Consider the following 24,640-nt stretch of genomic DNA (forward strand, 5'->3'; position numbering starts at 1 on the left):
AGATTAATTACTTTCAATCACACGGCCTACACCTCTATATAGTTTGACCGGACCGTCTAAAAGAACTGCCAATACTGTGATTTGGCTGTCTTGCACTTGTTCGGGCACATCAATATACAGATTGCCGGGCACGTCACTCCAGTAGTTTTTATTATAGACTTTGTAACTGAGCATAGCTCCGTTGCCTACCACCCATACACGGTTCACTTTATTGACCAAGCCTTTCACTTCCACCACTCCGTTAGGCTTATAAGGCAGATACAGATAAAGAATATCCCCTGCTTTATTCAGCGTCGTGTAGCCTTGGAAATGTTCGGCCGGAATACCCGCACGGGTATCATAAACCGCTTCTTTGTGCTTCTTTGTCCAACGGCCGAATTCTTTCAGAATAGCCACTTGCTCTTCGGGAATAGTTCCGTCTTCTTTCGGACCGATATCCAGCAAGAGGTTGCCGCCATTGCTCAGGCAATCGACAAAGGTGCGAAGCAAAATATAAGGTGATTTATAATTGCTGTCGGTATGCTGATATCCCCATGAGTCGTTCATGGTCATACAAAGCTCCCAATATTTGTCTTCGGGACGAACCACCGGCACACCTTGTTCGGGAGTGGCATAGTCACCGTATCCCTGGATGCGGGAGTTAATAATCACATTCTTATTGTCCGAACGGAGCAACTCCACAATACCTTTCGAATTCCATGTTTCGGCACTCTGTTCCCAGTCACCGTCAAACCAATAAAGGTCGGGCTTCCAGGTCTTGTTCAGCTCAGCCAACTGGCCGAAATTGAACTTATTGAACTTTGCCCAACGTGCGGGGTCGTCCTTGTAACGCACCTCGGTGCGCGTCTTATTAGGATAATCGGGATGCGACCAATCCAACAAAGAATAATAGAAACCAAGATGCAAGCCCTGCTTACGCACCTCTTTCACAAACGGCGCTATCAGGTCACGCTTGGCAGGAGTGCTCTTTACGGTGCTCAAGTCTCCCACTTTGGTGTCCCACAAAGCCACACCGTCATGGTGCTTGGTTGTGATAACCGTATACTGCGCTCCACTCTCCTTTATCAAATCCACCCATGCCTTCGGGTCGTATTTGGAAGCGGTAAATCCGCCCGCCTGATTCATATACTCATCGTATGGCAGATAATTATTAAAGAATGACCAGCTTTCGGAAACTCCTTTGACGGCATAGATTCCCCAATGAATAAAGATTCCCAGCTTTGCCTGTGAGAACCATTCCATACGTTTGTCTTTTTGTTCGGGTGTTTCTTGTTTGGCAATCTCCTGTGCACGCAATGGAGACAATGCGATGAGCAAACCAAGAAACGTCAGTGATAATCGGTTATTTTTCATATACATAATAGGTTTGATTAATATCGGTTAGCTCGATAATTAGTATAATCTGTAACTTTCTGAACAAAGATAACGCATTTTACCCTTTCAGACTTAAAGTTTACCTACTTTTTCTTTTAAATTTCTATCTTTGCAGTCCTATAATCAAAACTTATGAGAACAAAAAAGAAAAAACAGTCTTCCGGCAAAGCACTGCCTCTACTCATTATCGCAGCACTGATAGTACTAATGGCCTACAAATACCGGCTGTTGGACGAAAAGTTCTTTAAGGGACTTCCCGATTTGATTTCTACGGAACAAACCTCCCCCCTTCCGCCCTCCGCCTCTACCGATGCTTTGGAGATTCCGGTCATGCAGTCGCGCACCGGAGGCCAGCTTATCAAGAGAAAAGGATATACGCTGTCATACAATGCCGACTATAAAACGCCGCAATGGGTAGCCTGGGAACTCACCAAGAAAGAGACAAAAGGAAAAGAGGAAAGAACGGACAAATTCTTGCCCGACCCTGATGTGCGCGGAGCGAAAGCATATACCGGCGACTATACCAAATCCGGCTACGACCGCGGACACATGGCACCGGCCGCCGACATGAAATGGAGCAAACAGGCGATGGCGGAATCTTTCTACATGAGCAATATCTGTCCGCAGAACCCCAACCTGAATCGCGGAGACTGGAATGACTTGGAAGAGAAGTCGCGCCAATGGGCTAAAAAATATGGAGCTGTCTACATCACTTGCGGACCTGTATATGACCACAGCAAGCCACAAAGAATAGGAAACAATAAGGTTGCCGTTCCCGATGCCTTTTATAAAGTAATTCTCATCAATGATTCGAAGGCCCCCAAAGCCATCGGCTTCCTATTTCCCAACAAAGCGGGACATAAGCCATTGAAGAAGTACATCGTCACGGTAGACAGCGTGGAGAAAAGAACAGGCATTGACTTTTTCCCCGCATTGCCGGATGACGTAGAAAACAGGATTGAAGCGGAACTGGCAAAAGAACTTCCTTAAATACGTCTGCTCCACCCGAAGGAGGGGGCGTTGCTGATGACAGTGACTGACATTTCAGCTTAATACCCCAAACGAATCAATAGATATTTCATCCGGCAGGCTGATATATTCTTCACAGCAATCCGTTGTATTCATTAATCATCGTCACCGACCTAATAAACAGCGGCACCGATTCGCGAATTTCTGCCATCGGTTAATAAATCAGTGGCGGAAATTCACGAATGCATCAAGAGCCGATTGGCTTTATGTATGGAGTCTAATGGTTTTTCAAAGGTAAAGATGACAGCGTATCATCTGACGACCGGACTTTTTTCTATAAGCTCTTATACCGAACTCACGTATATTTATCTATCTTTGCACCGAAAACAAATTGATAACAATGGATAAAAAGAAACGCAATCTTTTAGTAATAGTTATATTGATAATTATTCTTGCCGGAGCAGGAAGTGCCGGAACGGTTTACTATTATTTCTTCTCCCGACCGTTCAACTTATCAAAAACGACTTATATCTATATCGACAGAGATGATAATTTAGATTCCATTTATAGCAAAATCGAGTTGGCCGGGAATCCTAAAAGCATGTATGGCTTCAAATTTCAGGCAGAAAGAGGAAATTACGGAGAGAATATACGCACTGGACGGTATGCCATCCGCCCGGAAGACAATATGCGCTATCTTTACCGCCGCCTTTCGATGGGATATCAGACTCCGGTCAATCTCACCATCCCCGGCGTGCGTACGCTGGACAGACTGGCACGCACTGTCGCCCGCCAGCTCATGATTGATTCTGTGGAAATAGCCCGATTGCTGGCCGACAGCAGTTATTATACTCCAATGGGGTATACCCGAGAGACCCTCCCCGCCCTTTTCATTCCCAATACATACGAAGTGTATTGGAACATGAGCGCTGACGCTTTTATGAAGCGTATGCAGAAAGAGCATGCAGCCTTCTGGAACGAGGAAAGACGGAGAAAAGCGGCAAGCATCGGTCTCGCGCCCGAAGAGGTGGCGACACTTGCCTCTATAGTGGAAGAGGAAACGGCCAACAGCGCGGAAAAGCCGATGGTGGCCGGACTTTACATCAACCGCTTGAACAAGGGCATGTTGCTGCAGGCAGACCCCACCGTGAAGTTCGGGCTGCAGGAGTTCGGACTGAAACGTATCCTCAACAAGCATCTGGCTGTCGATTCTCCTTATAATACTTACAAATACGCCGGCCTCCCTCCCGGTCCGATACGCATACCTTCTATTCAGGGACTGGAAAGTGTGTTGAACTATGCACATCATAATTTTATCTATATGTGTGCCAAAGAGGACTTTTCGGGTACTCACAATTTTGCCGCCACCCTGTCACAGCACATGGCAAATGCCCGCCGATACCAACAGGCATTGAATCGGCGGAACATCAGATAAGGAGAAGGGGGATTAAAAAAGCTTATTTATAATCCCCCATATATGGGCGGGTATTATGGGCAGGCATAGAACTCTTGACATTGTTGCCATTGTTATATCCTTTGTCGTTTGCTATACCATTGCCATTCGCCTCACTGTTAATGTTGCCGTCTCCTTTGCTGCCATTATTACCATTGCCATTGCCTTTATTGCTCGAATGTGCCATCAAAGCCGTTTCCGGTTCCATTTCATAGACTTGCATAGAAGGCTTTTCATAAGCCTCCACTACCTTCATTTCATCTGAACTTGTCTTCATAACACTGGTTTTTAAGTTAATAATATAATTGGTTCGATATCTTTTTCAATCTCAAAACGTGTGTACACCATTGGAGAACTGTTTCCCTATGAGTCACAATAATAAACGTTTTATCACATACACTTGTCATCAGCCGCTCCAGCAACAGTTTTTCTGTTGCTTCATCAAGTGAGGAGGTAGGCTCATCCAAGAGCAGCAAACCGCCCGGACGAAGTAACCCGCGTGCAATAGCTATGCGCTGGGCCTGCCCCTCGCTTAAACCGGCCCCTTGCTCCCCACACAGAGTATCCAGGCCATCGGATAGTCCGAACACAAAATCGGCGGCAGCCGTATGAAGCGCCCGGCCCATTTCTTCTTCGGTGGCATCCGGCTTTCCCATCAACAAGTTATCACGCACTGTCCCGCTCAGCAATGTATTGCCCTGGGGGACGTATACCATATTGCAGCGGGTATCGACAGATACCCTCACTTCCCGTTTTTCATTATAAATCCCGATTGTTCCTTTATCCGGTTGTAACAAGGCCAACATCAGACGGATTAACGTACTCTTTCCCACTCCGGTCTCACCCATAAGGGCAGTCCTGCTTCCCGGAAGGAAATCAAAAGAAAATTCATTCAATATTTTATGACTTCCCTCAGGATAGGTAAAATCAACATCATTCAAACGAATGCCCACCGGTCCCTGCAAACGAACTGATTTCGCCTCCTGCTCCATAGGTACTGCTTCCAGTTCGGCAATACGCTCCATGGAAGTCAGTGCGCGGACAAAGGCGGGAATCTGTCTGCTCAAGCTCACAATGGGACTCTGCACCATTGCTACCAACTGTAGAAAGGCGGTCATCATTCCAAACGTAACTTCGCCGCTCGTCAAACCTCTGATTCCCCACAAGAAAGCAACTACATAACTCACATCAAACCCTGTTTGCACCATGCCGCGTGAAAACAAACCGAAATCAGTCCGCCTCCTCACTTGGTCATACAGTTGTTTTTGCAGATTTCCCATCCGCAGCACAGTCTCCGGTGTATATTCCAAAGTGCGTATCAGAGTGCGGTGCAGCAAACTTTCCTGAATATGCTCTTGCAACCGACTGTCCGTCTTGCGTATTTCTTTATTAAGAGTACGCATACGGTGCATATACAATTTACTGGTCAGAACAGCTACCGGCATCACAAAGACCAATATCCAGGCCAGACCAACGTCCATCGTACAAAGATAGATAAAGGCAAAGACCAATTGGAACAAAGTAATGATAACTGCCGGCACCGTATAAGAGATGATACCCGACACTTGACCGACATCCGAGTCCAGTCTGCTTATCATATCTCCTGAATGAAATTTTTCTTTTCCATACCAGCGGCTTACCATCAAACGATTGAAAAGCTGATAACGCAATTTATTGTCCAGTTGCAGCCCATACTGGGTTTCCAGCCAGCTGTCTACCGTCCATATCAATAACTGAAGTGCCATACAGCCTATCATTAAGGCTACGCTTTCCATGATACTTCCCTCCACCGTTCCCGTTGCAATATCCACCAGTCGTTTGGTGATATATACAAAGAACAAAGAAGCGCATACCGACACCATGCCTGTCACGGTCATCTGTATGATGCGGAAACGAAAGCCTTCGGATGCCCTCCATAGCCGTTGTATATATTCAATCACAGTCATATCATTCTTTTCCCCAATACCTTAACATACGATAAGAGCCAACCGTCAGGAAACCGACGAGATATACAGCCATATTGAATGTACCTTCATATTGTCTGATTATTTTCCATCTTCCAAACACCGTTGAGAATGCTTTCATTTTTCTCTCCACATAGCCGGAAGGTATTTGCTGCGTGTGTTCCTGTCCATAACTCTCGGTCAATATCTGTTGCAATGCCCTCTTTGCCCGCGTCTTTGCACTCTCATCATAAAACGGCAGCTCGGAAGGAGGCAAACCTAAATAGTTGACAGCTATATAGCCAAATAATTTCCACCCTTCCTTCAGGCCCAACTTCCTTACATCTTTCTCTAGTGCAAGAATGTCTATCTTATCGTGACAATGATGCAGACACATTGCCCAATCACAAATCTGTCTTAACCCCACGCCGCCCAGAAACACAAAATGATGCCACGCATGCTCTAATATAAAGACCACATCAAATTGACAGGGAGGCAAGAGGACCGTCTGTACGCCCTCCAATGCCATGGAACGGCAAGCTGTGTCCTGCAGATATTTCCGTTCCAACCGCCTCATATACTTATTGCGCCACGGAATATAGTTCAGTTCCACCATCCGATGCAGTTCCACACTTACCTGCCGATATTCAAACTCATAATGTTTGGCGATAAGCATAGTGCCGCTATTCACATCCTTGCATTGTGCGGCCAGCTGCACCCCTTTTTCAAAATTATCCTCTCCGATATACAAATCAATATCACCGCAATGGCGCAGTGTTGGTTCAGGATAATTCAGGCTCATCCCCTGTCCTTTCAATAAAACGGGATTGATTCCATAGTCAGTAAACTGACGTATTATTTCGCCCAAGACAGCGTTGTGCCTTGCATGGCACATCCTGTTACGCGCTATATAAAATGCCAACTCACGCATCACCGGCTGTAAAGGACGGTATGTGTCGGGCAATTTATTGACAGCATCAGCAACAATTCCTTTTACCGTTTGGTGCGCAGCAAGCCTAAAAATCCCTGTCCAGTCAATATTCCCTTCAAAAAGAGCCGTATCAACTGAGGAATCCCATAAGCCGGCACGCAATAAAGCTAAAAATAGTTGTTGCTTCAGTTCCATCATTCTATTATCTTCACTTGCAGCCAATCTCGTATAATGTCTTCAGCATCATTCAATGCCATGGAAAACTCAATTCCATAGCGCTCCACCAACAGCGAAGCCAACATATCCGGGGTGAAATCTTTTCCTTCTATCCGCTGCCACAAATAAGCGGCAGAATGATTCAGAGCAATCAACTTGTTAAAGTCAACTTGCCCCAGCCCTTCACCTACTATAATATATTCACTGCCCATTTTGCGCAGCCGGAATCCTTCTACTGTTCTCATTATTTCAGTATTAAACGACGATAAATTGCTAATAAATATCTTCTGACCGGAAGCAATACATACCACAACGCAGCTTTCCTGCGCTGCAACGGTGTACGGCAATCCATGCTTTTCCCGGCTTTCATTATTTTTACAACCACTCCCAGCACATTTTCCGGACAACAGGCTTCTGTTGCACTCAGATTTCCATCGCCCATCAAGATAATCTGCCCTCCTCTACAATCCACTATACGATGAATCACATAGCTATCGGGAGCTATCTGAGCCAAAACAATTTCTCCCTTCTGCAAAGGAGCTGAAGGCTTCTGCAGCACCACACTCTCCCGCCCTCCTATAATAAAAGGCAACATACTGTTTCCTGTCACGGGCAAGGTTACTGTCAGTCCTTCCGACAATATTTTCTTCACTTCCGGCAAGAGAAGCGCGTTGGCCACTATCCGTTTCTGCATATCTGTGCTTCCTTTCTTACAGTGTCGGCACACAAACAGGCAGCCGCTTTATCAGGCAGACATTCCAACAACCAACAAGATATTTTTTGCACCAAATATTGAATAATACAATCCTTGGCATCTGCATGGTCCTCATTCCACGTCATGGCTGCACTGCCGGCCGACAAAGAAGCATAAGCTTCCAATGGAACAAGCCGACAAATATGATTCCGATGGGACTGGCGCAAACGAATGAAACCGTTGACAGGAACCGACCAGTTGCGATAACACGCTGTTTTCCCACTCCACGGAGAACCATATACCATCGGAACATCTCCAACAATACGCACTACAGGATGATCATCATTCAGACAGTCGCTTCCCGGAACATATCTTTTCCATAAATTACAATGCGTACTTTTTCCCGTTCCGCTCTTTCCCAGTAACAGATATCCTTTTCCGTCGTTTACCACGACAGAAGCATGCATGACAACAGTGTCAAGGCAAATAGTATTCAATATGTACATCAGCATCATTCCATAGTCTGTCATCAACCGACGCCTGACCGGATTGGTACATGCATAAAGAACAGCTGACTTCATCTCTCTATTTACACGCAACACCCCATTCAATTCTCCTGCGGGAGAAAAATCTTCAAACCAATGATATCCGGCTGATTGATAATAACGAAAAAGATTACCGTCAACGCCTGTTTGCTCTAAAAGAAACGGTTCTGCAGGATGCTGTGTCAGAGAAGTTAAATCATATACCGTTAAGATAAAAAGAGGGATTAAAGAGTCCGAAATCTTTATGCGGAAAGGAGCATAGGCCGTCGCCAAAGAAAACCACAACGGCTCATCTTCTGTCATTCTCAGACAAAAAGTATGTTCCGCTACTGTGTAATATTGTTCTTTCATACTCCCTGCTCCACAATTATTCGACAGTTTTCATAGTATTCCTACCACTCTCGTAAAAATATCATTCAACCGTCATTCCTTTCATATCATTATATCACAAAGGTAGGAAATTATTTTATATGTCGGAACTATCAGACCTATAAATCTTTCAAAGAATTTCCCCTATATTGTCCTTTCTTACAAGTCATTTTGCCATACTCTATCGCATGAACCGGACAAATATGATAACATCCCAGACATTGAGTGCAGTTATTGCCCCATTGAGGTTTATCGGTTACTGTTATATTATGTACGGGGCATACCTTTTCACACTTCTTACAGGCAATGCAGGCGTCCGTTGCATGAAAAGGTTTGGGAGACATTAAAAAGGTATTGAAAAGCGGCCCAAGTATATATGTCTTGGTAAACGGCCACGCCCCTTTATGACAATTGAAATGCTTCATCTGTATCCTGCCGGTCAGTTCGCCATTGATAAAGTCAAGACGTGCCGCTGCATTCTGCACTTTCCGTTCTTCCACATCTTCTGCATCCACATCAAACCCCGGTAAGGCGACATAGGTGTTGGGCATCGTAACAGAGTAGCCTGCCATGCAGTGCCATCCTTTTTTCCGAATAGCTGACGAGAAAATCTGAGCAGTACGCCCCGTGTCATCCCCACAGGTACAAACAAAAAAAAGATACTCCGGCCTATTCATCTTCAACCGGCGGATAAAGCGAAGTACTATTTTAGGAGGGCCCCATGCATACACAGGGAAAACAAAGCCGACTTTCTCACCGTCTTTTAATATATACTCTTTATTTTCATTCATTTCCTCAGCAATGGACAATAATTCTTCATGCTGAGCTTTTGCAATCTGCCGGGCAACCCAGGCTGAATTTCCTGTACCGGAAAAATAGAATATCATAAGCGCCTACATTAATCTTTCAAACCATTTGTTTTTATAAAAAAGAAGCGATGCTAATCTTTTGAATTAGCATCGCCTTATAATGAAGCCGCACCAGTGATGCGATGAAACTCCGAATGACAGGTTTTGAGTGCTCTCTCCCTTTGTAATCCACCGGCATAAATGCTACCCGAAGGCGTGGCCCGCCATTGGAAGATGAAGCTTTGTCTCGGTTTTCAGATTAGTTTGATGAGTTTCCCAATCCAACTAATGCGGCTCGCTTTTCATCTCTTTCTGTATGACAAATATACAGCCTTTTTATGATATAACCAAGAGCAAGAAGAATTTTCTTTGTTAAAAATCACAAGGAATATACTAACTGTCTGTCATTCCGATTATTTGCCTATCCTACCTCTATCTTATCACAGACGGAACTGATTTGCCCTTTTACAAAGAAGAACATAAAAAAAGAGTCACCCCTCACGAGATGACTCTTTTATTATGTCTTTTAATAACAATTTTACCAACACTTATATTAAGCAGCTTTTGCCTTAGCAACAACAGCCTTAAATGCTTCCGGGTGATTCATAGCTAAATCAGCTAACACCTTACGGTTGATTTCAATACCTGCTTTATGCAATGCACCCATCAATTTAGAATAAGACATTCCTTCCAGACGAGCAGCAGCGTTAATACGCTGAATCCACAAAGCACGGAAATTGCGTTTCTTGTTCTTACGGTCACGGTATGCGTAGGTCAAACCCTTTTCCCAAGTGTTTTTTGCTACTGTCCATACATTCTTTCTTGCACCAAAATAACCTTTGGTAAGACCTAAAATTTTCTTTCTTCTTGCTTTTGAAGCAACATGATTTACTGATCTTGGCATAGTTTTAATTCTTTTTGAATGTTAGCGCCCCTGTTTCACACAGTGAACTTAAAGCTAAAGACATTCGGTTAATACTTAAAATAATACGATTACGCTTTTTCTCTTAAATTACTTCATGCAAAGAAGTTCTTTCACTTGATCCATGTTTGCGCTAGCAACTAAACCAGAGTGAACAAGGTTTCTTTTTTGCTTTTTAGTTTTCTTAGTCAAAATGTGACTGTGAAAAGCGTGCTTTCTTTTGATTTTACCTGTTCCGGTAAGAGCGAATCTTTTTTTAGAACCGGAGTTAGTCTTGATCTTTGGCATCTTGTTTTAATTTTAAATAATTATTATTCAAATAAGGTGGTAACGCACTATACCGGCGCGTTACGCACTCTTTTTATTCTTGTGTTCCTTCCGCTTTCTTCGGAGCATCAGCCTTTTTAGGAGCGCTTGCTTTTTTCGGAGCCAGAGAAATGGTCATTCTCTTACCTTCCAATAACGGCATCTGCTCTACTTTGGCATATTCTTCCAGGTCGTTGGCAAAACGAAGCAACAATACTTCTCCTTGTTCCTTAAAAAGGATGGAACGACCTTTAAAGAATACATAAGCTTTAACTTTATCTCCGTCCTGCAGAAAACCGATGGCATGTTTCAACTTAAAGTTATAGTCATGGTCATCTGTCTGAGGCCCGAAACGGATTTCTTTTACGTTTACTTTTACTTGTTTAGCCTTTTGTTCCTTTTGACGTTTCTTTAATTGATAAAGAAATTTAGAATAATCAATAATTCTACAAACCGGAGGAACAGCATTGGGTGAAATTTCAACTAAATCGGCTTCATGCTCTTCAGCCATCTTTAATGCCTGAGCTATCGGATATACTGCCGGTTCTACATCATCGCCCACTATGCGGACTTCTTTGGCACGAATCTGTTCATTGATTCTGTGTTGCCCTTTTAAACTGTCATTCTTCATTAAAAAACTATTAGTTCCTGTTTGTTTCTTCTTATTTAAATTAGTTATTTCTTTATCTTAACGCAAAAGTCCATACAAAGGTTTAACGATGTATTCTTTTGCAAACGGCTGCAAAGTTACCATTTATTTATCATATTAGAAACTTCTTCAGCAATATTTTTCCCAAATTCTTCAATTTTCATGGTTCCTTTATCGCCTTCGCCCTGTCTGCGAACTGAAACTTCGCCGTTAGCCGCCTCTTTTTCACCTACAATAAGCAGGTAAGGGATACGTTTCATTTCATTGTCACGAATCTTACGGCCTATCTTTTCATTACGACCATCCACAATAGCACGGATATCATATTTTCTCAACTCGGCTTTCACCTGCTCGGCATAGTCATTGAACTTATCTGCTATAGGCAGGATAACGACTTGTTCGGGAGTCAACCACAATGGGAATTTTCCGGCTGTATGCTCAATCAATACCGCAACAAAACGTTCCATTGAACCGAAAGGTGCACGGTGAATCATTACCGGACGATGCTTTTGGTTATCAGAGCCCATGTATTCCAATTGGAAACGTTCCGGCAAATTATAGTCCACCTGAATAGTACCCAACTGCCAACGACGACCGATAGCGTCTTTCACCATGAAGTCCAACTTAGGACCATAGAATGCGGCTTCACCATATTCAACCTTTGCAGTCAGTCCTTTTTCCTCACAAGCCTCAATAATAGCCTGTTCAGCCTTTTCCCAGTTTTCATCACTACCGATATACTTTTCGCGGTTCACTTTGTCACGCAGAGAGATTTGAGCTTCTACATTTTCAAAGTTCATGGACTTGAACACAATATTGATGATATCCATTACACGGAGGAATTCTTCCTTCACCTGGTCGGGACGGCAGAACAAGTGGGCATCATCTTGTGTAAAGCTGCGCACACGAGTCAAGCCGTGCAATTCACCACTCTGCTCGTAACGGCATACAGTTCCGAATTCTGCAATACGCAAAGGCAAGTCCTTATAAGAACGCGGAGAGTTCTTATATATCATACAGTGATGAGGACAGTTCATCGGTTTCAAGAAGTATTCTTCTCCTTCTTCCGGTGTATGAATAGGCTGGAACGAGTCCTTACCATATTTGGCATAGTGACCGGAAGTGATATACAGGTTCTTGTTTCCGATAGGCGGACACATTACTTCCTGATAGTCGTAACGAGCCTGGATGCGACGCAGGAAGTCCTGTAAGCGGATGCGCAGTGCAGTACCCTTCGGCAACCACATGGGAAGTCCCTTACCCACCATATCTGTAAACATGAACAAATCCATTTCCTTGCCAATCTTACGATGGTCGCGTTTTTTGGCTTCTTCCAACATTTCCAGATATTCATCCAGCATCTTTTTCTTAGGGAAAGTGATACCATAAATACGTGTCATCTGTTTGCGGTCTTCCTGACCTCTCCAATAAGCACCGGCTACCGAAAGCAACTTAATGGCCTTGATAGGTGCAGTAGATGCCAAATGAGGGCCACGACAAAGGTCGGTAAACGCACCTTGTGTATAAGTAGTAATGTGACCGTCTTCCAGTTCAGAAATCAACTCACATTTATATGTTTCACCTCTTTCTCCGAATTTCTTCAAAGCGTCTTCCTTGGCAATGCTTTCGCGCACCAAAGTTTCTTTCTTGGCTGCCAATTCTGCCATTTTTGCTTCGATAACAGGCAAATCCGAGTCCTTAATGGTAGCTTCTCCCGGATCTACGTCATAATAGAAACCGTTTTCGATAGCCGGACCAATACCAAACTGAATACCCGGATAAAGTTCCTGCAATGCTTCTGCCAGCAAGTGAGCACTTGTGTGCCAAAAAGCATGTTTACCTTGTTCATCTTCCCATTTATAAAGAACGAAGTTTGCATCTTCATTGATAGGACGTGATAAGTCAATCGTCTCGCCATTCACACCGCAAGCCAAAACATCTTGCGCCAGGCGTGAACTGATACTTTCTGCAATCTGCAGACCTGTAACTCCTTCGTTGTATTCACGAACAGAGCCGTCGGGGAATGTTATCTTTATCATAATTATTACGTTTAATTCTTTCTTGAGGATGCAAAAATAACGAATTCTTTTTGACTTCCTCTCTTTTTTGCAAAAAAATGTTATTCTTTTCTCTCTGTGAAGCGTTTTATGATATTGTACGCAGAGAATAAGCCTAACTCACCTGCCTTACTCAAATCTTGAATACCTTGACGGTTATTACCCAAATAGATATGGGTTAAACCGCGATTATAATATGCTTCGGCAAATCTGGGGTCCAGTTCTATCGCCTTGTCATAGTCGACAATGGCAGCACGGTAATCTTTCAGTGACGAAAGCACATTACCTCTATTATAGTAACCGTAGACAAAATCGGGAGCCAACTCAACCACTTTATCCAAATCGCGTTTCACCATTTCATAATCACCGGTTTTTGCCTTCTGTTCTTCTGCATTCTTGTCATTGTATTCTTTCGCCACCTTTTGATACTCCAACTGTTTGAAACGAATCAAAGCACGGTTGAAGTAAGCCGGGAAGAATTTGCTTTCGCACATAATAGCCTGATTCAAGTCTTCAATGGCATTGGCAAAGTCTTGCACAAGATAGAAGTCCAAAGAGCGTGCAAAGCGTTTCGTCACATCATTCGGACTAGCTACAATAGCGGCCGACTGTTCATCTATAGATGCAAAATGCTTTTTCACTTGCTCCTCCGTCAGCGGCGCTTCCTCATTTGTGATAAGCAAACGTTCAGGCAGCACCTTGTTTGAGTTCAGTTCTTCTATATATTTATGATAGTTAACCTGACGCTTCACATCATTATGCTTTTCATAATAAGTAAGCACAAACATGGGTTGCGGAACAATGGTCACGTTCTTGTCTTGCACGCGGCCACGGTATTCACTCTTATACTTTTCTTCACCTTCTTCATTATCGGCCACTACTATCTTTCGATAGTTATTCATATTCTTATCAGACTTCTTACGTGTACGGTTCCCGCTCTCCGAGTTATCCGCTGTCTGATTATTCTGGTTTACGCCGTTTTGCTTATCCAACTGAGCTTTGAGAACTTTAAATTCATCAGCGTCAGCCCCTTTTATATCTCCCACCTTCTTACGTGCTTGAGCTCTGTACTGATAGCCAATCAGGAAGTTAGGATACTCGTTTATCACTGTAGAATAATCCTTAATCGCCCCTTTATAATCACCCGTCTGGTCACGAAGCAAACCGCGATTGAAGATGGCCATCATATTGTCAGGTTCCATATTGATAACAAAATCAAAGTCCTCGATAGCACGGTTGTCATCGCCTACCTGAGCACGCAGTAAGCCTCGGTTATAATGACCGATAAAGTTATTCGGATCTATTTCAAGAGCAATATCATAGTCACTCATTGCCCCTCTCAGATTTTTCTGATGGTAACGAGCCAATGCACGATTGATATATACACCTGCATTACGTGTTGAAAGATGAATAGCATGGTCAAAGTCGGCTTCAGCATCTTTATATTTCTGTTGCTGAAGTCTGAGAATCGCGCGACTCGCCCATGTGTCCGGGTCATAGCGGTCTATCTCGATGGCACGCCCGAAATCCTTCTCGGCGGTAATCGTATCATTTTGTTTCAAACCGACTTCCCCACGCATCAAATACGCCTTTGTGTAACGCGGAGAGATAGTGATTAATCGGTCTAAGTCATTCTTTGCACCCGAATAATCTCCCTGCTTTATCTTACACAAAGCCATATTGTGCCATGCACCTATGTTTTCGGGCTCAAACTCCAGCGCTTTCATATAATCTTCAATGGCACCGGCATAGTTATCCTGGCGGATACGTGCTAATCCCCGCACCTGATAAGCGCTGACTACAAACGGATTCCTTTCTATAGCCTCCGAGCAGTCGCTTTCCGCACCTTGAAAGTCATCAAGGTTTATCTTAGCCAACCCCCGATAAAAGTAAGGATCGGCCAAGTAAGGCTTCGCATTGACTACCTGATTAAAATACTGAATGGAAAGGACATAATCCTCAAAATAAAGAGCATTGCGTCCGATTGCCATTACACGGTCTGTATTAATCTGGGCAAATGCCAGACCGGGACACATTATTAATATATATAGGTATAGAATCCGTTTTATCATCTCATTTCAAAGTTTTCACCTTATAAGAGCAACGCGCCTTGCCTTTCAGCATAGCACCCAACTTACCTTTAATCATCTGCTTGCGCAGCGTAGAAAGGTGGTCGATAAACATTTTGCCATCCAAATGGTCGAACTCATGTTGCATCACACGTGCCGGATAACCTTCCACCCACTCGTCATGTTCTTTCAAATCTTCATCCAGATAAGTGACATGGATACGGTTCGGACGCTTCACTGCTTCATGGATACCGGGAAGACTCAAACATCCTTCCTCCATCGAAACTTCTTCTTCGCCCACCTCTATGATATGCGGATTGATGTATGCATGACGGAAGCCTTTCAGTTCAGGATATTCATCCGACATTACATCAAGGTCTATCGTAACCACACGAATGGGAAGCCCCACTTGAGGAGCTGCAAGCCCCACTCCGTCTGCACGATCCATTGTCTCAAACATATTTTCGATTAACTCTTTCAAATTAGGATAATCCGGTGTAATATCTTCCGCTTCTTTGCGCAATACCGGTTGTCCATAAACATAAATTGGTAATATCATTTCTCTTTTATTTTATATATTTCTTTGATTCCAAATAAGATTGTAGAATAATGGTAGCACTGATTTCATCAACCAAAGCTTTGTTCTGTCTGTCTTTTTTCTTGAGTCCGCCATCCAGCATGGCCTGATGCGCTAAAACGGAGGTGAACCGTTCATCCACCAGTTCGACAGGTATATTGGGAAGTTTTTTCTTTAACTGATTAATGAACGGAACAATATTACGCATGTTTTCAGATTCCTGATTATTCATTTGTTTAGGATGCCCTACGATAATTCTTTCTACCGGTTCGCGCTCCACATATTTCAGAATAAAGTCCATTAATTGATGAGTGGGAACAGTAGTCAGACCGTTCGCAATAATCTGCAAAATGTCCGTAACTGCCACTCCCGTGCGCTTTTTACCATAATCTATAGCTAATATTCTACTCATATTGAGCACAAAAATACAAATTTATTCCATACCAGTCCGATATATAAAGATAAATTATAGAAAAAGCCTTATCAATAAACCAGTTTCACATTGTCCACCCAGAAAGTATTGCCGGGAGAACCCACGTAGGCCCCACCATGGCTTGAAGAAAACTGCAACAACATGTGTGTAGGCTTTTCATCAGGCGAAGCCCATCCTGTTTCATTTATGAGGACACTCTCCCCTTTGCTGTTACGGGCATAGTCAGTCGACCTCAATCCCATGAACTCAGGATCATATTGGGGATCTTTGGTAATATCGCCATATAGGATTTCATAAGTGGCGTCATTTTCCCAGCCATCCGAATCCTTGTCATATTTCACCACCATCGTTCCCACTCTTTTGGCAGTGATATTGCCTTGGGCATCCTCTGTGCGTTTTTGAAGATAAAACACAGTGATAGCACAGTCCTGCCCTTTCACCACTCCTTTTTTGCTAAAGCCGGTCAAACGGATACGGTCTTTCTCGCCCGACATTTTAACTTTATAATCATAACGAACCGCCTTGGGTTTTTCTGTAAACGGTATACCCCAGTTCATGTTCTTTACTCCTTCTTTTGTACTCGTGATAGGCTCTTTCATATCCCCCAAATAAATGGAACCGGCAGCCAGAACGGTTATATTGACCAGTCCCAGCACTTTCATACTCTCGATATGTGTCTCCATGCGGGCGCAATAACCATGATAACGCTTTTCCTTATATACCGTGTTATTCGTTTTGACAACCCCCATCACCTTCGCCATCACATTGGATGTTCCCCACGGAGAGCCTCCCATGTTTTCATAAGCCACATTGCCGTCAACCTCCTGAGTTGGCGCTATTTCATAAAGCAGTTTGGTATTTCCACCTATAATTGACGATTCATGAATCTTGCGCGTCACCCATTGATCCATATCACCATATTTAATAGGAACTTCTCTTTCTTGAGCAGAACCATAAAACGGAATGACGGCCAACAAAGCGAGCAATGATATTCTACTGTAATACTTCATATCCAACTGGTTTTTATTGTTGTTTTAGAACTAACAAAATTATAAAAAAAAGCGGCAACTTCGCAGTTGCCACTTTTAATAAAGAAGAATAGACTATATTTTCTTCTTAATTTACCAAAAAGAAATTATTAATATACTCTATAAAGTAACCATGCCTTCTGGAAGTCGTCACGGTTAGGATATTTCGCTTTAAATTCTTCTTTAGCTTGTGTAGCTTGTACGCGGTCATCAAAAGAAGCTGCAATTACGCGATACATATTTCTTTCGGGATTATAAACCACTTTAGCACTATAACCTTGTCCGTCCAAATATTGTTTCAGACCTTCAGCATTTGCCTTTACGCCAAAGCTTCCACAAACAACGCTATAAGCCTTCAAGCCATCACCCGAAACCAGTTCCACTTTTTCTTCACGAACCGGACCAGCCACCGGAGCAGGCGCAGTTGCTACAGGAGCAGCTACCACAGGAGCAGCTTCCACCTCTTCGGCTGCAGCAGGAGCCTCGGCCAATTCCTGTTGTTTTGCCTTTTCATAGGCTTTTTTGTAAGCGCTTTCGCTTGATTTACAAGAGGAAAATGCCAAAGCTACGCACAATCCCATACCCAACACAACTAATTTTTTCATGATTATTCCATCTTTATAAATTAATACTCTAGTTCAATTCCATAATAATTGTTGCAAAAGTAGCAATATATCAACAGCATTAGCATCTATGATGCAGTTAAATTAAGTTAATCAGCATATAATTGTCAATTTCTTGCTAATAAACACCTCCAGATAACAACAACATTCAATTTTATTTGTTAGTTTTGTAATGTTCAAAAATTAATAAGACTATGAAAAGTTTAAGTATTTTAGCTGCATTCCTGGGCGGAGCCGTTGTAGGTGCAGCAGCCGGAGTTTTATTTGCTCCTGAAAAAGGAGAAGATACTCGTAACAAAATTGTTGATGCACTGCGTAAAAGAGGCATCAAACTGAGCCGCACCGAAATGGAAGACTTGGTAGACGAAATTGCTGCTGAAGTAAAAGAATAATAAGGTATCATACAGTTTACCTTGTCATTCCAAACGGAATTGAAGAATCTATATACATATATTATATGTCTATGGATTCTTCATTTTACCTCTTTACCGATTGACTCTGCCATCATACATAAATGGCTATATTTAATGTAAAAACTAACAGCGAATGTTTGCAAACGATAAGAATATAGACAATCTGCAACAACTCTTCGTAGAACTGAAAAAATATGCAGAGTTGCAAAAAGATTATGTGAAACTGCATTTAGTAGAAAAGCTGACCATATTGATTTCCTCCCTGATTCTGGTATTGGTATTGGTTATTCTAGGTATCATTGCCCTCTTCTACCTTTCTTTTACATTAGCTTATGTATTGGCTCCCCATGTAGGCGGATTGATGGTTAGTTACGGCATCATCACCGGATGTATCATCCTGCTGATTATACTAATCATACTCTTCCGTAAGCGCTTGATTATGCAACCTATGGTTAACTTTCTCGCCAATCTGCTTTTAAACGATGACTGATATGAACAACAACGATTCTAAACATACACCGATTATCACCCTGGAAGAAATAGCCCGGCGGAAAGCCGAGAAACGGGAGGAAGTGCTCAAAGCAAAGGCGCAAATGACCCAAACTTTACACGAATTGTTTGTACCCGAAGAAAATAAAGGTGGTATAGAAGGGATTATGCAACATGTAAATACCGGAATAGCCGTTTATGACGGAGTCATGACCGGCATCAAAATAATGCGGAAAGTAAGAAGCTATTTTGCAAAAAAGAAGAAATAGAAAATCTATAAATTAACACACCTATTAAACAAATCAAATGAAAAGACAACTACTGGGAGTGGCAACTTTTATGTTGGCATTATCCGCACATGCACAAGACAATCCGTTGTGGATGCGTTATTGTGCCATTTCACCTGATGGAACTTCCATCGCATTTACTTATAAAGGAGACATTTACACAGTTCCTGCCAACGGAGGTAAAGCTGCACAGATTACAACCAACGCGGCACACGACACCCACCCCGTGTGGAGTCCTGACGGAAAACAAATTGCGTTTGCTTCCGACCGTATGGGCAGCATGGATATATTCGTGGTAGATAAAGAGGGGGGCATCCCAAAAAGACTGACCACTCACTCTGGAAACGAAACACCCGTGGCGTTCAAGGATGCCGACCATCTCCTGTTTCTGGCAAACGTAATGCCGTCAGCCGAAGATGCCCAATTCCCGTCCGGACAATTCCAACAAGTATATGAAGTTAGTACCACAGGCGGCCGCCCGATTCTGTTCTCCTCCATGCCTATGGAAGATATCAGCATCAACCAAGCCGGCAATGCTTTGCTCTATCATGACAAGAAAGGCTACGAAGATCCTTGGCGTAAGCATCATACTTCTTCTATCACACGCGACATCTGGCTGTGTTCATTGGATGGAGAACGCAGCTATCGCAAGCTAACCGCTTTCAACGGTGAAGACCGCACCCCCGTATGGGCTTCGGACGGAAAGTCATTCTATTATCTGAGTGAAGAAAAAGGTTCATTCAATGTATTCAAACGTGCTGTAGACGGAACAAATTCCACTCAGCTCACTCACCATACCAAGCATCCCGTCCGTTTCCTTACTGCTGCAAACAATGGTACACTTTGCTACGGATACGATGGGGAAATCTATACCATGAAAGAAGGAGCAGAACCTCAAAAGGTACAAATATCCATCTTAACGGACAAGAACGACAAAGATTTGATTCGCCAAATCAGACAGAACGGTGCAACAGAAATAGCCTTGTCGCCCGATGCTAAAGAAGTGGCGTTCATTTTACGCGGTGACGTTTATGTCACTTCTGTGGAATATAAGACTACAAAACAAATCACCAATACTCCGGAACAAGAACGCGACATCAACTTTGCTCCCGATGGAAGAAGTATCGTGTATGCTTCGGAAAGAAACGGTCTGTGGCAAATCTATCAGGCAAGTCTGAGCAACAAAGAAGAGAAACAATTCACCTATGCTACAGACATTAAAGAAGAGAAACTGACCAATTCCGCCATTGCTTCTTTCCAGCCCCAATACAGTCCTGACGGTAAAGAAATAGCATTTTTGGAAGACCGTACCACGATTCGTGTACTTAACTTGAAAAGTAAAGATGTCCGCACTGTAATGGACGGTAAGTTTGAGTATTCATACAGTGACGGTGACCAATGGTATCAATGGAGCCCGGACAGTAAATGGATTCTCACCAACTATATCGGTATAGGCGGATGGAACAATCAGGATGTAGCTTTGGTTAATGCATCAGGCAACGGAGAAATCCATAACCTGACCGAAAGCGGCTATACAGACACCAATGCCAAATGGGTACTCGACGGAAAAGCGATGATGTGGTATAGCGACCGTGCCGGATATCGCAGCCACGGCAGTTGGGGGGCTGAAGCGGATGTTTATATCATGTTCTTTGACCTTGACGCATACGAACGTTTCCGTATGAATAAAGAAGAGCTTGCCCTTATCGACGAAAACAAGAAAAAAGAGGATGACAAAGAGAAAAAAGAAGATAAGGACGACAAGAAGAAAGAGGATAAAAAGGGAGCAAAGAAAGATAAAAAGAAAGAAGAAGAAGTCAAACCTCTGACTTTCGACCTCGAAAACTGTCGAGACCGAATTGTCCGCCTGACTGTCAATTCTTCTCATTTGGGAGATGCGGTTCTCACACCGAAAGGGGATAAACTATATTATCAAGCTGCTTTTGAAGGAGGATATGATTTATGGGAACATGACCTGAAAGAGAATAAGACGAAGATTGTGATGAAGTCTGTAGGTGGTGGTGCCATGTATCCTGATAAAAAGGGTGAAAACGTATTCTTATGCACAGGTGGAGGCATCAAAAAAGTCAGCGTAAGTACCGGAGAGCCGAAAACAGTCGCATTTGAAGCTTTCTTCGATTATCAACCATACGGTGAACGTGAATATATCTTCAACCACGTATGGCAACAAGTGGAAGATAAATTCTATGTGAAAGACCTGCATGGAGTAGATTGGAAAGGCTATCGTGAAGCCTATTCACGTTTCTTGCCTTACATCAACAACAACTATGACTTCCAGGAAATGTTAAGTGAACTGTTGGGCGAACTGAACGGCTCTCATACCGGTGCCCGTTATTATGGTTCGGGAGCCTCTCTTTCCACAGCCGCTTTAGGGGTATTCTATGACGAGACCTACGATGGAGACGGTTTGAAAATAAAAGAGGTATTGGCCAAAGGGCCCTTCGCCATTAAGAAAACTGACGTTACTCCGGGATGTATCATCGAAAAGATAGACGGCAAACCGATTTTAAAAGGCCAGGATTATTTCCCGCTACTGGAAGGCAAAGCCGGTCGAAAGGTATTGCTTGCCATGTATAATCCCGCCAATGGCAAACGATTTGACGTGACCATCAAAGCCATCAGCAGTGGCGAACAGAGCAATCTGCTTTACAAACGTTGGGTGGAACGTTGCCGCAAGAGCGTGGACAAGCTGTCGGGCGGTCGTGTAGGCTATGTGCATGTCAGAGGTATGGACAGCCAGAGTTTCCGCGAAGTATACAGTGAATTGCTCGGACGCTGCCGCAATAAAGAAGCCGTCATTGTAGACACACGCCACAATGGAGGCGGTTGGCTGCACGACGACTTGGCTACCTTGCTGAGCGGTAAAGAGTATCAGCGTTTTGTTCCACGCGGACAATATATCGGTAGTGACCCGTTCAATAAATGGCTCAAGCCTTCCTGCGTATTGGTTTGCGAGGATAATTATAGTAATGCACACGGTTTCCCATGGGTATATAAAGAACTGAAGATTGGTAAACTGATTGGTGCGCCCGTTCCGGGAACTATGACTGCCGTGTGGTGGGAAACACAGATTGACCCGACTATCGTATTCGGCATTCCACAGGTAGGCTGTATGGATATGCGCGGACAATATGCCGAGAACCAGTTGCTTACACCTCACATCGAAGTGTATAATGCCCCCGAAAAGGCACTGACAGGAGAAGACCAACAGTTGGAAGCCGCCGTACAGGAAATGCTGAAAACCGTAGGTGAAAAGAAGTAAAAAAGCAACTTTTTACACGTTAGTACGTGTGGCCTTATGCATACGTATGTATAGCCCCACACGTACTAACGTATCGGCTTATGCATACTAACGTGTGAGCCCACACATACTAACGTGTTTTTTAAAACGCTTTTTTATATATGTATTCCATACTCATGCTTCACTTCATCCATCACAAATGTGCTCTCCAGCGAGCCCAGACTATCGATGGTTCCCAACACATTTAATATAAACTCTTGATAATATTTCATATTGGGAGCATGTATCTTGAGCAGATAATCATAACTTCCCGAAATATTATAGCATTCCGTCACTTCGGGAATATCTTGTATCATGCGGGTAAATTCAGCTGCAATATCCCGATTAAGCCTCCTGAGCTTCACACTGCAAAATACCACAAACCCCTGATTCAGTTTCTCGGCATCAAGCACTGCTATATATTTTTTAATGTATCCCCCACTTTCAAGGCGCTTGAGGCGTTCAAATACCGGAGTGGAAGACAAACTGACGCGTGCCGCCAGTTCTTTTGTGGTAAGCCGTGCATTTTCTTGTAATGTACGAAGTATCTGCAAATCTGTTTTATCTAATGTATCCATAGTGAAATATTCTTTTAAAGTATGCCATTCGAAAGCAGAACTATGAGCTTTTTCTTTATACAATAGCAAATATAGATATATTTTCCGTATTTCTTCAATATCTTGTTTGATATTACTGCCAATCATAACTTTGCATAAAATAAATCAATAATCAGTTTTACTAAAAGAATACAACTATGGCAACCAGGAAATTACATTTCGAGACATTACAACTCCATGTAGGACAAGAACAACCCGATGTAGCAACAGATGCGCGTGCAGTTCCCATTTACCAAACCACTTCTTATGTGTTCCATGACTCTGCCCATGCAGCCGCACGTTTCGGTTTGCAAGACCCAGGCAATATCTATGGCCGACTGACCAACTCCACCCAAGGTGTCTTTGAACAGCGCGTAGCAGCATTGGAAGGAGGAGTAGCCGGACTTGCAGTAGCTTCGGGTGCAGCTGCCATTACATACGCACTCCAGAACATCACCCGTGCCGGCGACCATATTGTTGCGGCCAAAACAATTTATGGAGGAAGTTATAATCTGTTGGCACACACCCTGCCCGAGTATGGTATAACCACCACTTTTGTCGACCCAAATGACTTATCCAATTTTGAAAATGCAATTCAGGAAAATACCAAGGCTTTGTTTATCGAGAGTCTGGGTAATCCCCATTCCAATATTATCGATATAGAAGCGGTAGCAGATATCGCACACCGTCATCAGATTCCTCTGATTGTAGACAATACTTTCGGAACTCCTTACCTCATCCGCCCCATAGAACATGGAGCAGACATCGTGGTACATTCGGCAACTAAATTTATCGGCGGACACGGTACTTCTTTGGGAGGCGTCATTGTAGATTCCGGCAGATTTGACTGGGCAGCCTCAGGCAAATTTCCCCAACTGACCGACGCTGATGCCAGTTATCATGGAATCCGTTTTATCGATGCGGCAGGAGCAGCGGCTTATGCTACCCGTATCCGTGCCATTTTGCTACGCGATACAGGAGCAGCTATCAGCCCGTTCAATGCCTTTATCCTACTGCAAGGGCTGGAAACTCTTTCTTTGCGTGTGGAGCGTCATGTAGAGAATGCACTGAAAGTGGTGGAATTCTTAAATCAACACCCCAAAGTGGAAAAAGTAAATCACCCGTCATTGCCCGGACATCCCGACCATGCCTTATACAACCGCTACTTTCCTCATGGGGCCAGCTCTATCTTTACAATCGAAGTGAAAGGAGGGCAGGCAGAAGCCCATAGATTCATCGACAGCCTCGAAATATTCTCTTTGCTGGCTAATGTAGCGGATGTAAAATCACTGGTTATCCATCCGGCAAGTACAACTCATTCACAGCTAAATGAGCAAGAACTCAAGGAGCAGGAAATCTATCCGGGAACTGTACGGCTATCTATCGGAACAGAGCATATTGATGACCTGTTGGCCGATTTGGAACAGGCACTTGATAAAATTTAAAAGTGCAAAAACAAACTTGTACATGAGGATATGTCAAAATAAAAGCGGTCTGCCCTATTGTCAACAACAATGTGACAGAAGCGTTCAGATTTTGACACATCCA

At 43.4% G+C, this 24,640-nt stretch carries 25 protein-coding genes; 7 read left to right on the forward strand and 18 right to left on the reverse strand.

Annotated features, from left to right (window positions below):
* Nucleotides 1–3 precede the first annotated feature (3 nt).
* Nucleotides 4–1,353, reverse strand: a complete 1,350-nt coding sequence (locus IR173_RS02500) for an alpha-L-fucosidase (RefSeq protein WP_237038105.1) — start codon at nt 1,351–1,353, stop codon at nt 4–6.
* A gap of 153 nt (nt 1,354–1,506) precedes the next feature.
* Here IR173_RS02500 and IR173_RS02505 point away from each other — a divergent pair, with 153 nt between their 5' ends.
* Both IR173_RS02505 and mltG read left to right on the forward strand, forming a co-directional pair.
* Entirely contained in the window at nt 1,507–2,364 is an 858-nt protein-coding gene (locus IR173_RS02505) for a DNA/RNA non-specific endonuclease (protein ID WP_237038106.1), read from the forward strand.
* 379 nt (nt 2,365–2,743) lie between these two features.
* Nucleotides 2,744–3,778 carry an endolytic transglycosylase MltG gene (gene mltG / locus IR173_RS02510; RefSeq protein WP_237038107.1) on the forward strand — a complete coding sequence of 345 codons (1,035 nt, stop codon included), beginning with the start codon at nt 2,744–2,746 and terminating at the stop codon, nt 3,776–3,778.
* Nucleotides 3,779–3,800: 22 nt separating this feature from the next.
* Here mltG and IR173_RS02515 read toward each other — a convergent pair whose 3' ends face one another.
* The 16 genes from IR173_RS02515 to IR173_RS02590 all read right to left on the reverse strand — a co-directional run bounded on the left by IR173_RS02515 (nt 3,801) and on the right by IR173_RS02590 (nt 17,988).
* Entirely contained in the window at nt 3,801–4,073 is a 273-nt protein-coding gene (locus tag IR173_RS02515) for a hypothetical protein (RefSeq protein WP_237038108.1), read from the reverse strand.
* 16 nt (nt 4,074–4,089) lie between these two features.
* Nucleotides 4,090–5,742: an ABC transporter ATP-binding protein gene (locus tag IR173_RS02520; protein WP_237038109.1), complete on the reverse strand. Its 1,653-nt coding sequence runs from the start codon at nt 5,740–5,742 to the stop codon at nt 4,090–4,092.
* A gap of 1 nt (nt 5,743) precedes the next feature.
* Entirely contained in the window at nt 5,744–6,868 is a 1,125-nt protein-coding gene (locus IR173_RS02525) for a nucleotidyltransferase family protein (RefSeq protein WP_237038110.1), read from the reverse strand.
* On the reverse strand, nt 6,865–7,131 hold the full coding sequence (locus IR173_RS02530) for a PqqD family protein (RefSeq protein WP_237038111.1): 267 nt from the start codon (nt 7,129–7,131) through the stop codon (nt 6,865–6,867). The genes IR173_RS02525 and IR173_RS02530 overlap by 4 nt, the downstream gene beginning before the upstream one ends.
* Nucleotides 7,131–7,580 (reverse strand): S24/S26 family peptidase, encoded by a 450-nt coding sequence (locus tag IR173_RS02535; protein WP_237038112.1) that lies wholly within the window; start codon nt 7,578–7,580, stop codon nt 7,131–7,133. Before IR173_RS02535 ends, IR173_RS02530 begins: the two co-directional genes overlap by 1 nt.
* Nucleotides 7,565–8,476, reverse strand: coding sequence for a hypothetical protein (locus IR173_RS02540; protein WP_237038113.1), 912 nt, complete (start codon nt 8,474–8,476; stop codon nt 7,565–7,567). Before IR173_RS02540 ends, IR173_RS02535 begins: the two co-directional genes overlap by 16 nt.
* Before the next feature lie 137 nt (nt 8,477–8,613).
* A complete protein-coding gene (locus tag IR173_RS02545) occupies nt 8,614–9,381 on the reverse strand; it encodes an EFR1 family ferrodoxin (RefSeq protein WP_237038114.1) in 768 nt (255 codons plus the stop codon).
* Nucleotides 9,382–9,895: 514 nt separating this feature from the next.
* Nucleotides 9,896–10,246 (reverse strand): 50S ribosomal protein L20, encoded by a 351-nt coding sequence (rplT, locus tag IR173_RS02550; RefSeq protein WP_005937092.1) that lies wholly within the window; start codon nt 10,244–10,246, stop codon nt 9,896–9,898.
* A gap of 108 nt (nt 10,247–10,354) precedes the next feature.
* Complete coding sequence (rpmI, locus tag IR173_RS02555) at nt 10,355–10,552, reverse strand: 50S ribosomal protein L35 (protein WP_237038115.1); 198 nt, start codon at nt 10,550–10,552, stop codon at nt 10,355–10,357.
* Between the two features lie 73 nt (nt 10,553–10,625).
* A complete protein-coding gene (gene infC / locus IR173_RS02560) occupies nt 10,626–11,201 on the reverse strand; it encodes a translation initiation factor IF-3 (protein ID WP_237038116.1) in 576 nt (191 codons plus the stop codon).
* Between the two features lie 116 nt (nt 11,202–11,317).
* Entirely contained in the window at nt 11,318–13,258 is a 1,941-nt protein-coding gene (thrS, locus tag IR173_RS02565) for a threonine--tRNA ligase (RefSeq protein WP_237038117.1), read from the reverse strand.
* 80 nt (nt 13,259–13,338) lie between these two features.
* Nucleotides 13,339–15,348: a tetratricopeptide repeat protein gene (locus IR173_RS02570; RefSeq protein ID WP_237038118.1), complete on the reverse strand. Its 2,010-nt coding sequence runs from the start codon at nt 15,346–15,348 to the stop codon at nt 13,339–13,341.
* Between the two features lies 1 nt (nt 15,349).
* The gene (gene def, locus IR173_RS02575) at nt 15,350–15,904 is read right to left on the reverse strand and encodes a peptide deformylase (RefSeq protein ID WP_237038119.1); all 555 of its coding nucleotides are present in this window, start codon (nt 15,902–15,904) and stop codon (nt 15,350–15,352) included.
* 7 nt (nt 15,905–15,911) lie between these two features.
* A complete protein-coding gene (ruvX, locus tag IR173_RS02580) occupies nt 15,912–16,334 on the reverse strand; it encodes a Holliday junction resolvase RuvX (RefSeq protein WP_237038120.1) in 423 nt (140 codons plus the stop codon).
* A 71-nt stretch (nt 16,335–16,405) separates the two neighbouring features.
* Nucleotides 16,406–17,365 carry a PCMD domain-containing protein gene (locus tag IR173_RS02585; RefSeq protein WP_237038121.1) on the reverse strand — a complete coding sequence of 320 codons (960 nt, stop codon included), beginning with the start codon at nt 17,363–17,365 and terminating at the stop codon, nt 16,406–16,408.
* Nucleotides 17,366–17,493: 128 nt separating this feature from the next.
* Nucleotides 17,494–17,988 carry an SPOR domain-containing protein gene (locus IR173_RS02590; protein ID WP_237038122.1) on the reverse strand — a complete coding sequence of 165 codons (495 nt, stop codon included), beginning with the start codon at nt 17,986–17,988 and terminating at the stop codon, nt 17,494–17,496.
* 212 nt (nt 17,989–18,200) lie between these two features.
* On the opposite strand from IR173_RS02590, the gene IR173_RS02595 reads away from it, so the two are divergent.
* The 4 genes from IR173_RS02595 to IR173_RS02610 all read left to right on the forward strand — a co-directional run bounded on the left by IR173_RS02595 (nt 18,201) and on the right by IR173_RS02610 (nt 22,478).
* Nucleotides 18,201–18,398, forward strand: coding sequence for a YtxH domain-containing protein (locus tag IR173_RS02595; RefSeq protein WP_237038123.1), 198 nt, complete (start codon nt 18,201–18,203; stop codon nt 18,396–18,398).
* A 154-nt stretch (nt 18,399–18,552) separates the two neighbouring features.
* Nucleotides 18,553–18,909, forward strand: a complete 357-nt coding sequence (locus tag IR173_RS02600) for a phage holin family protein (RefSeq protein ID WP_237038124.1) — start codon at nt 18,553–18,555, stop codon at nt 18,907–18,909.
* A gap of 1 nt (nt 18,910) precedes the next feature.
* Nucleotides 18,911–19,177 carry a hypothetical protein gene (locus IR173_RS02605; RefSeq protein ID WP_237038125.1) on the forward strand — a complete coding sequence of 89 codons (267 nt, stop codon included), beginning with the start codon at nt 18,911–18,913 and terminating at the stop codon, nt 19,175–19,177.
* A gap of 37 nt (nt 19,178–19,214) precedes the next feature.
* Complete coding sequence (locus tag IR173_RS02610) at nt 19,215–22,478, forward strand: S41 family peptidase (protein WP_237038126.1); 3,264 nt, start codon at nt 19,215–19,217, stop codon at nt 22,476–22,478.
* A gap of 134 nt (nt 22,479–22,612) precedes the next feature.
* Here the strand turns inward: IR173_RS02610 and IR173_RS02615 are convergent, their stop codons facing one another.
* Complete coding sequence (locus IR173_RS02615) at nt 22,613–23,074, reverse strand: Lrp/AsnC family transcriptional regulator (RefSeq protein WP_237038127.1); 462 nt, start codon at nt 23,072–23,074, stop codon at nt 22,613–22,615.
* Between the two features lie 176 nt (nt 23,075–23,250).
* On the opposite strand from IR173_RS02615, the gene IR173_RS02620 reads away from it, so the two are divergent.
* A complete protein-coding gene (locus IR173_RS02620) occupies nt 23,251–24,537 on the forward strand; it encodes an O-acetylhomoserine aminocarboxypropyltransferase/cysteine synthase family protein (protein WP_237038128.1) in 1,287 nt (428 codons plus the stop codon).
* The last annotated feature ends 103 nt before the right edge of the window (nt 24,538–24,640 follow it).

Origin of the sequence: Phocaeicola faecalis (assembly GCF_021730445.1) — a bacterium.
Lineage (GTDB): Bacteria > Bacteroidota > Bacteroidia > Bacteroidales > Bacteroidaceae > Phocaeicola > Phocaeicola faecalis.

Coding starts and splice junctions, on each gene's coding strand:
- mltG (WP_237038107.1), top strand. CDS start 2,744: ATGGATAAAAAGAAACGCAATCTTTTAGTAATAGTTATATTGATAATT.
- IR173_RS02520 (WP_237038109.1), bottom strand. CDS start 5,742: ATGACTGTGATTGAATATATACAACGGCTATGGAGGGCATCCGAAGGC.
- IR173_RS02620 (WP_237038128.1), top strand. CDS start 23,251: ATGGCAACCAGGAAATTACATTTCGAGACATTACAACTCCATGTAGGA.
- ruvX (WP_237038120.1), bottom strand. CDS start 16,334: ATGAGTAGAATATTAGCTATAGATTATGGTAAAAAGCGCACGGGAGTG.
- IR173_RS02595 (WP_237038123.1), top strand. CDS start 18,201: ATGAAAAGTTTAAGTATTTTAGCTGCATTCCTGGGCGGAGCCGTTGTA.
- IR173_RS02590 (WP_237038122.1), bottom strand. CDS start 17,988: ATGAAAAAATTAGTTGTGTTGGGTATGGGATTGTGCGTAGCTTTGGCA.
- infC (WP_237038116.1), bottom strand. CDS start 11,201: ATGAAGAATGACAGTTTAAAAGGGCAACACAGAATCAATGAACAGATT.
- rpmI (WP_237038115.1), bottom strand. CDS start 10,552: ATGCCAAAGATCAAGACTAACTCCGGTTCTAAAAAAAGATTCGCTCTT.
- rplT (WP_005937092.1), bottom strand. CDS start 10,246: ATGCCAAGATCAGTAAATCATGTTGCTTCAAAAGCAAGAAGAAAGAAA.
- IR173_RS02525 (WP_237038110.1), bottom strand. CDS start 6,868: ATGATGGAACTGAAGCAACAACTATTTTTAGCTTTATTGCGTGCCGGC.
- IR173_RS02500 (WP_237038105.1), bottom strand. CDS start 1,353: ATGAAAAATAACCGATTATCACTGACGTTTCTTGGTTTGCTCATCGCA.
- IR173_RS02600 (WP_237038124.1), top strand. CDS start 18,553: ATGTTTGCAAACGATAAGAATATAGACAATCTGCAACAACTCTTCGTA.
- IR173_RS02605 (WP_237038125.1), top strand. CDS start 18,911: ATGAACAACAACGATTCTAAACATACACCGATTATCACCCTGGAAGAA.
- IR173_RS02530 (WP_237038111.1), bottom strand. CDS start 7,131: ATGAGAACAGTAGAAGGATTCCGGCTGCGCAAAATGGGCAGTGAATAT.
- IR173_RS02570 (WP_237038118.1), bottom strand. CDS start 15,348: ATGATAAAACGGATTCTATACCTATATATATTAATAATGTGTCCCGGT.
- IR173_RS02585 (WP_237038121.1), bottom strand. CDS start 17,365: ATGAAGTATTACAGTAGAATATCATTGCTCGCTTTGTTGGCCGTCATT.
- IR173_RS02615 (WP_237038127.1), bottom strand. CDS start 23,074: ATGGATACATTAGATAAAACAGATTTGCAGATACTTCGTACATTACAA.
- IR173_RS02505 (WP_237038106.1), top strand. CDS start 1,507: ATGAGAACAAAAAAGAAAAAACAGTCTTCCGGCAAAGCACTGCCTCTA.
- IR173_RS02545 (WP_237038114.1), bottom strand. CDS start 9,381: ATGATATTCTATTTTTCCGGTACAGGAAATTCAGCCTGGGTTGCCCGG.
- IR173_RS02535 (WP_237038112.1), bottom strand. CDS start 7,580: ATGCAGAAACGGATAGTGGCCAACGCGCTTCTCTTGCCGGAAGTGAAG.
- thrS (WP_237038117.1), bottom strand. CDS start 13,258: ATGATAAAGATAACATTCCCCGACGGCTCTGTTCGTGAATACAACGAA.
- IR173_RS02515 (WP_237038108.1), bottom strand. CDS start 4,073: ATGAAGACAAGTTCAGATGAAATGAAGGTAGTGGAGGCTTATGAAAAG.
- IR173_RS02540 (WP_237038113.1), bottom strand. CDS start 8,476: ATGAAAGAACAATATTACACAGTAGCGGAACATACTTTTTGTCTGAGA.
- IR173_RS02610 (WP_237038126.1), top strand. CDS start 19,215: ATGAAAAGACAACTACTGGGAGTGGCAACTTTTATGTTGGCATTATCC.
- def (WP_237038119.1), bottom strand. CDS start 15,904: ATGATATTACCAATTTATGTTTATGGACAACCGGTATTGCGCAAAGAA.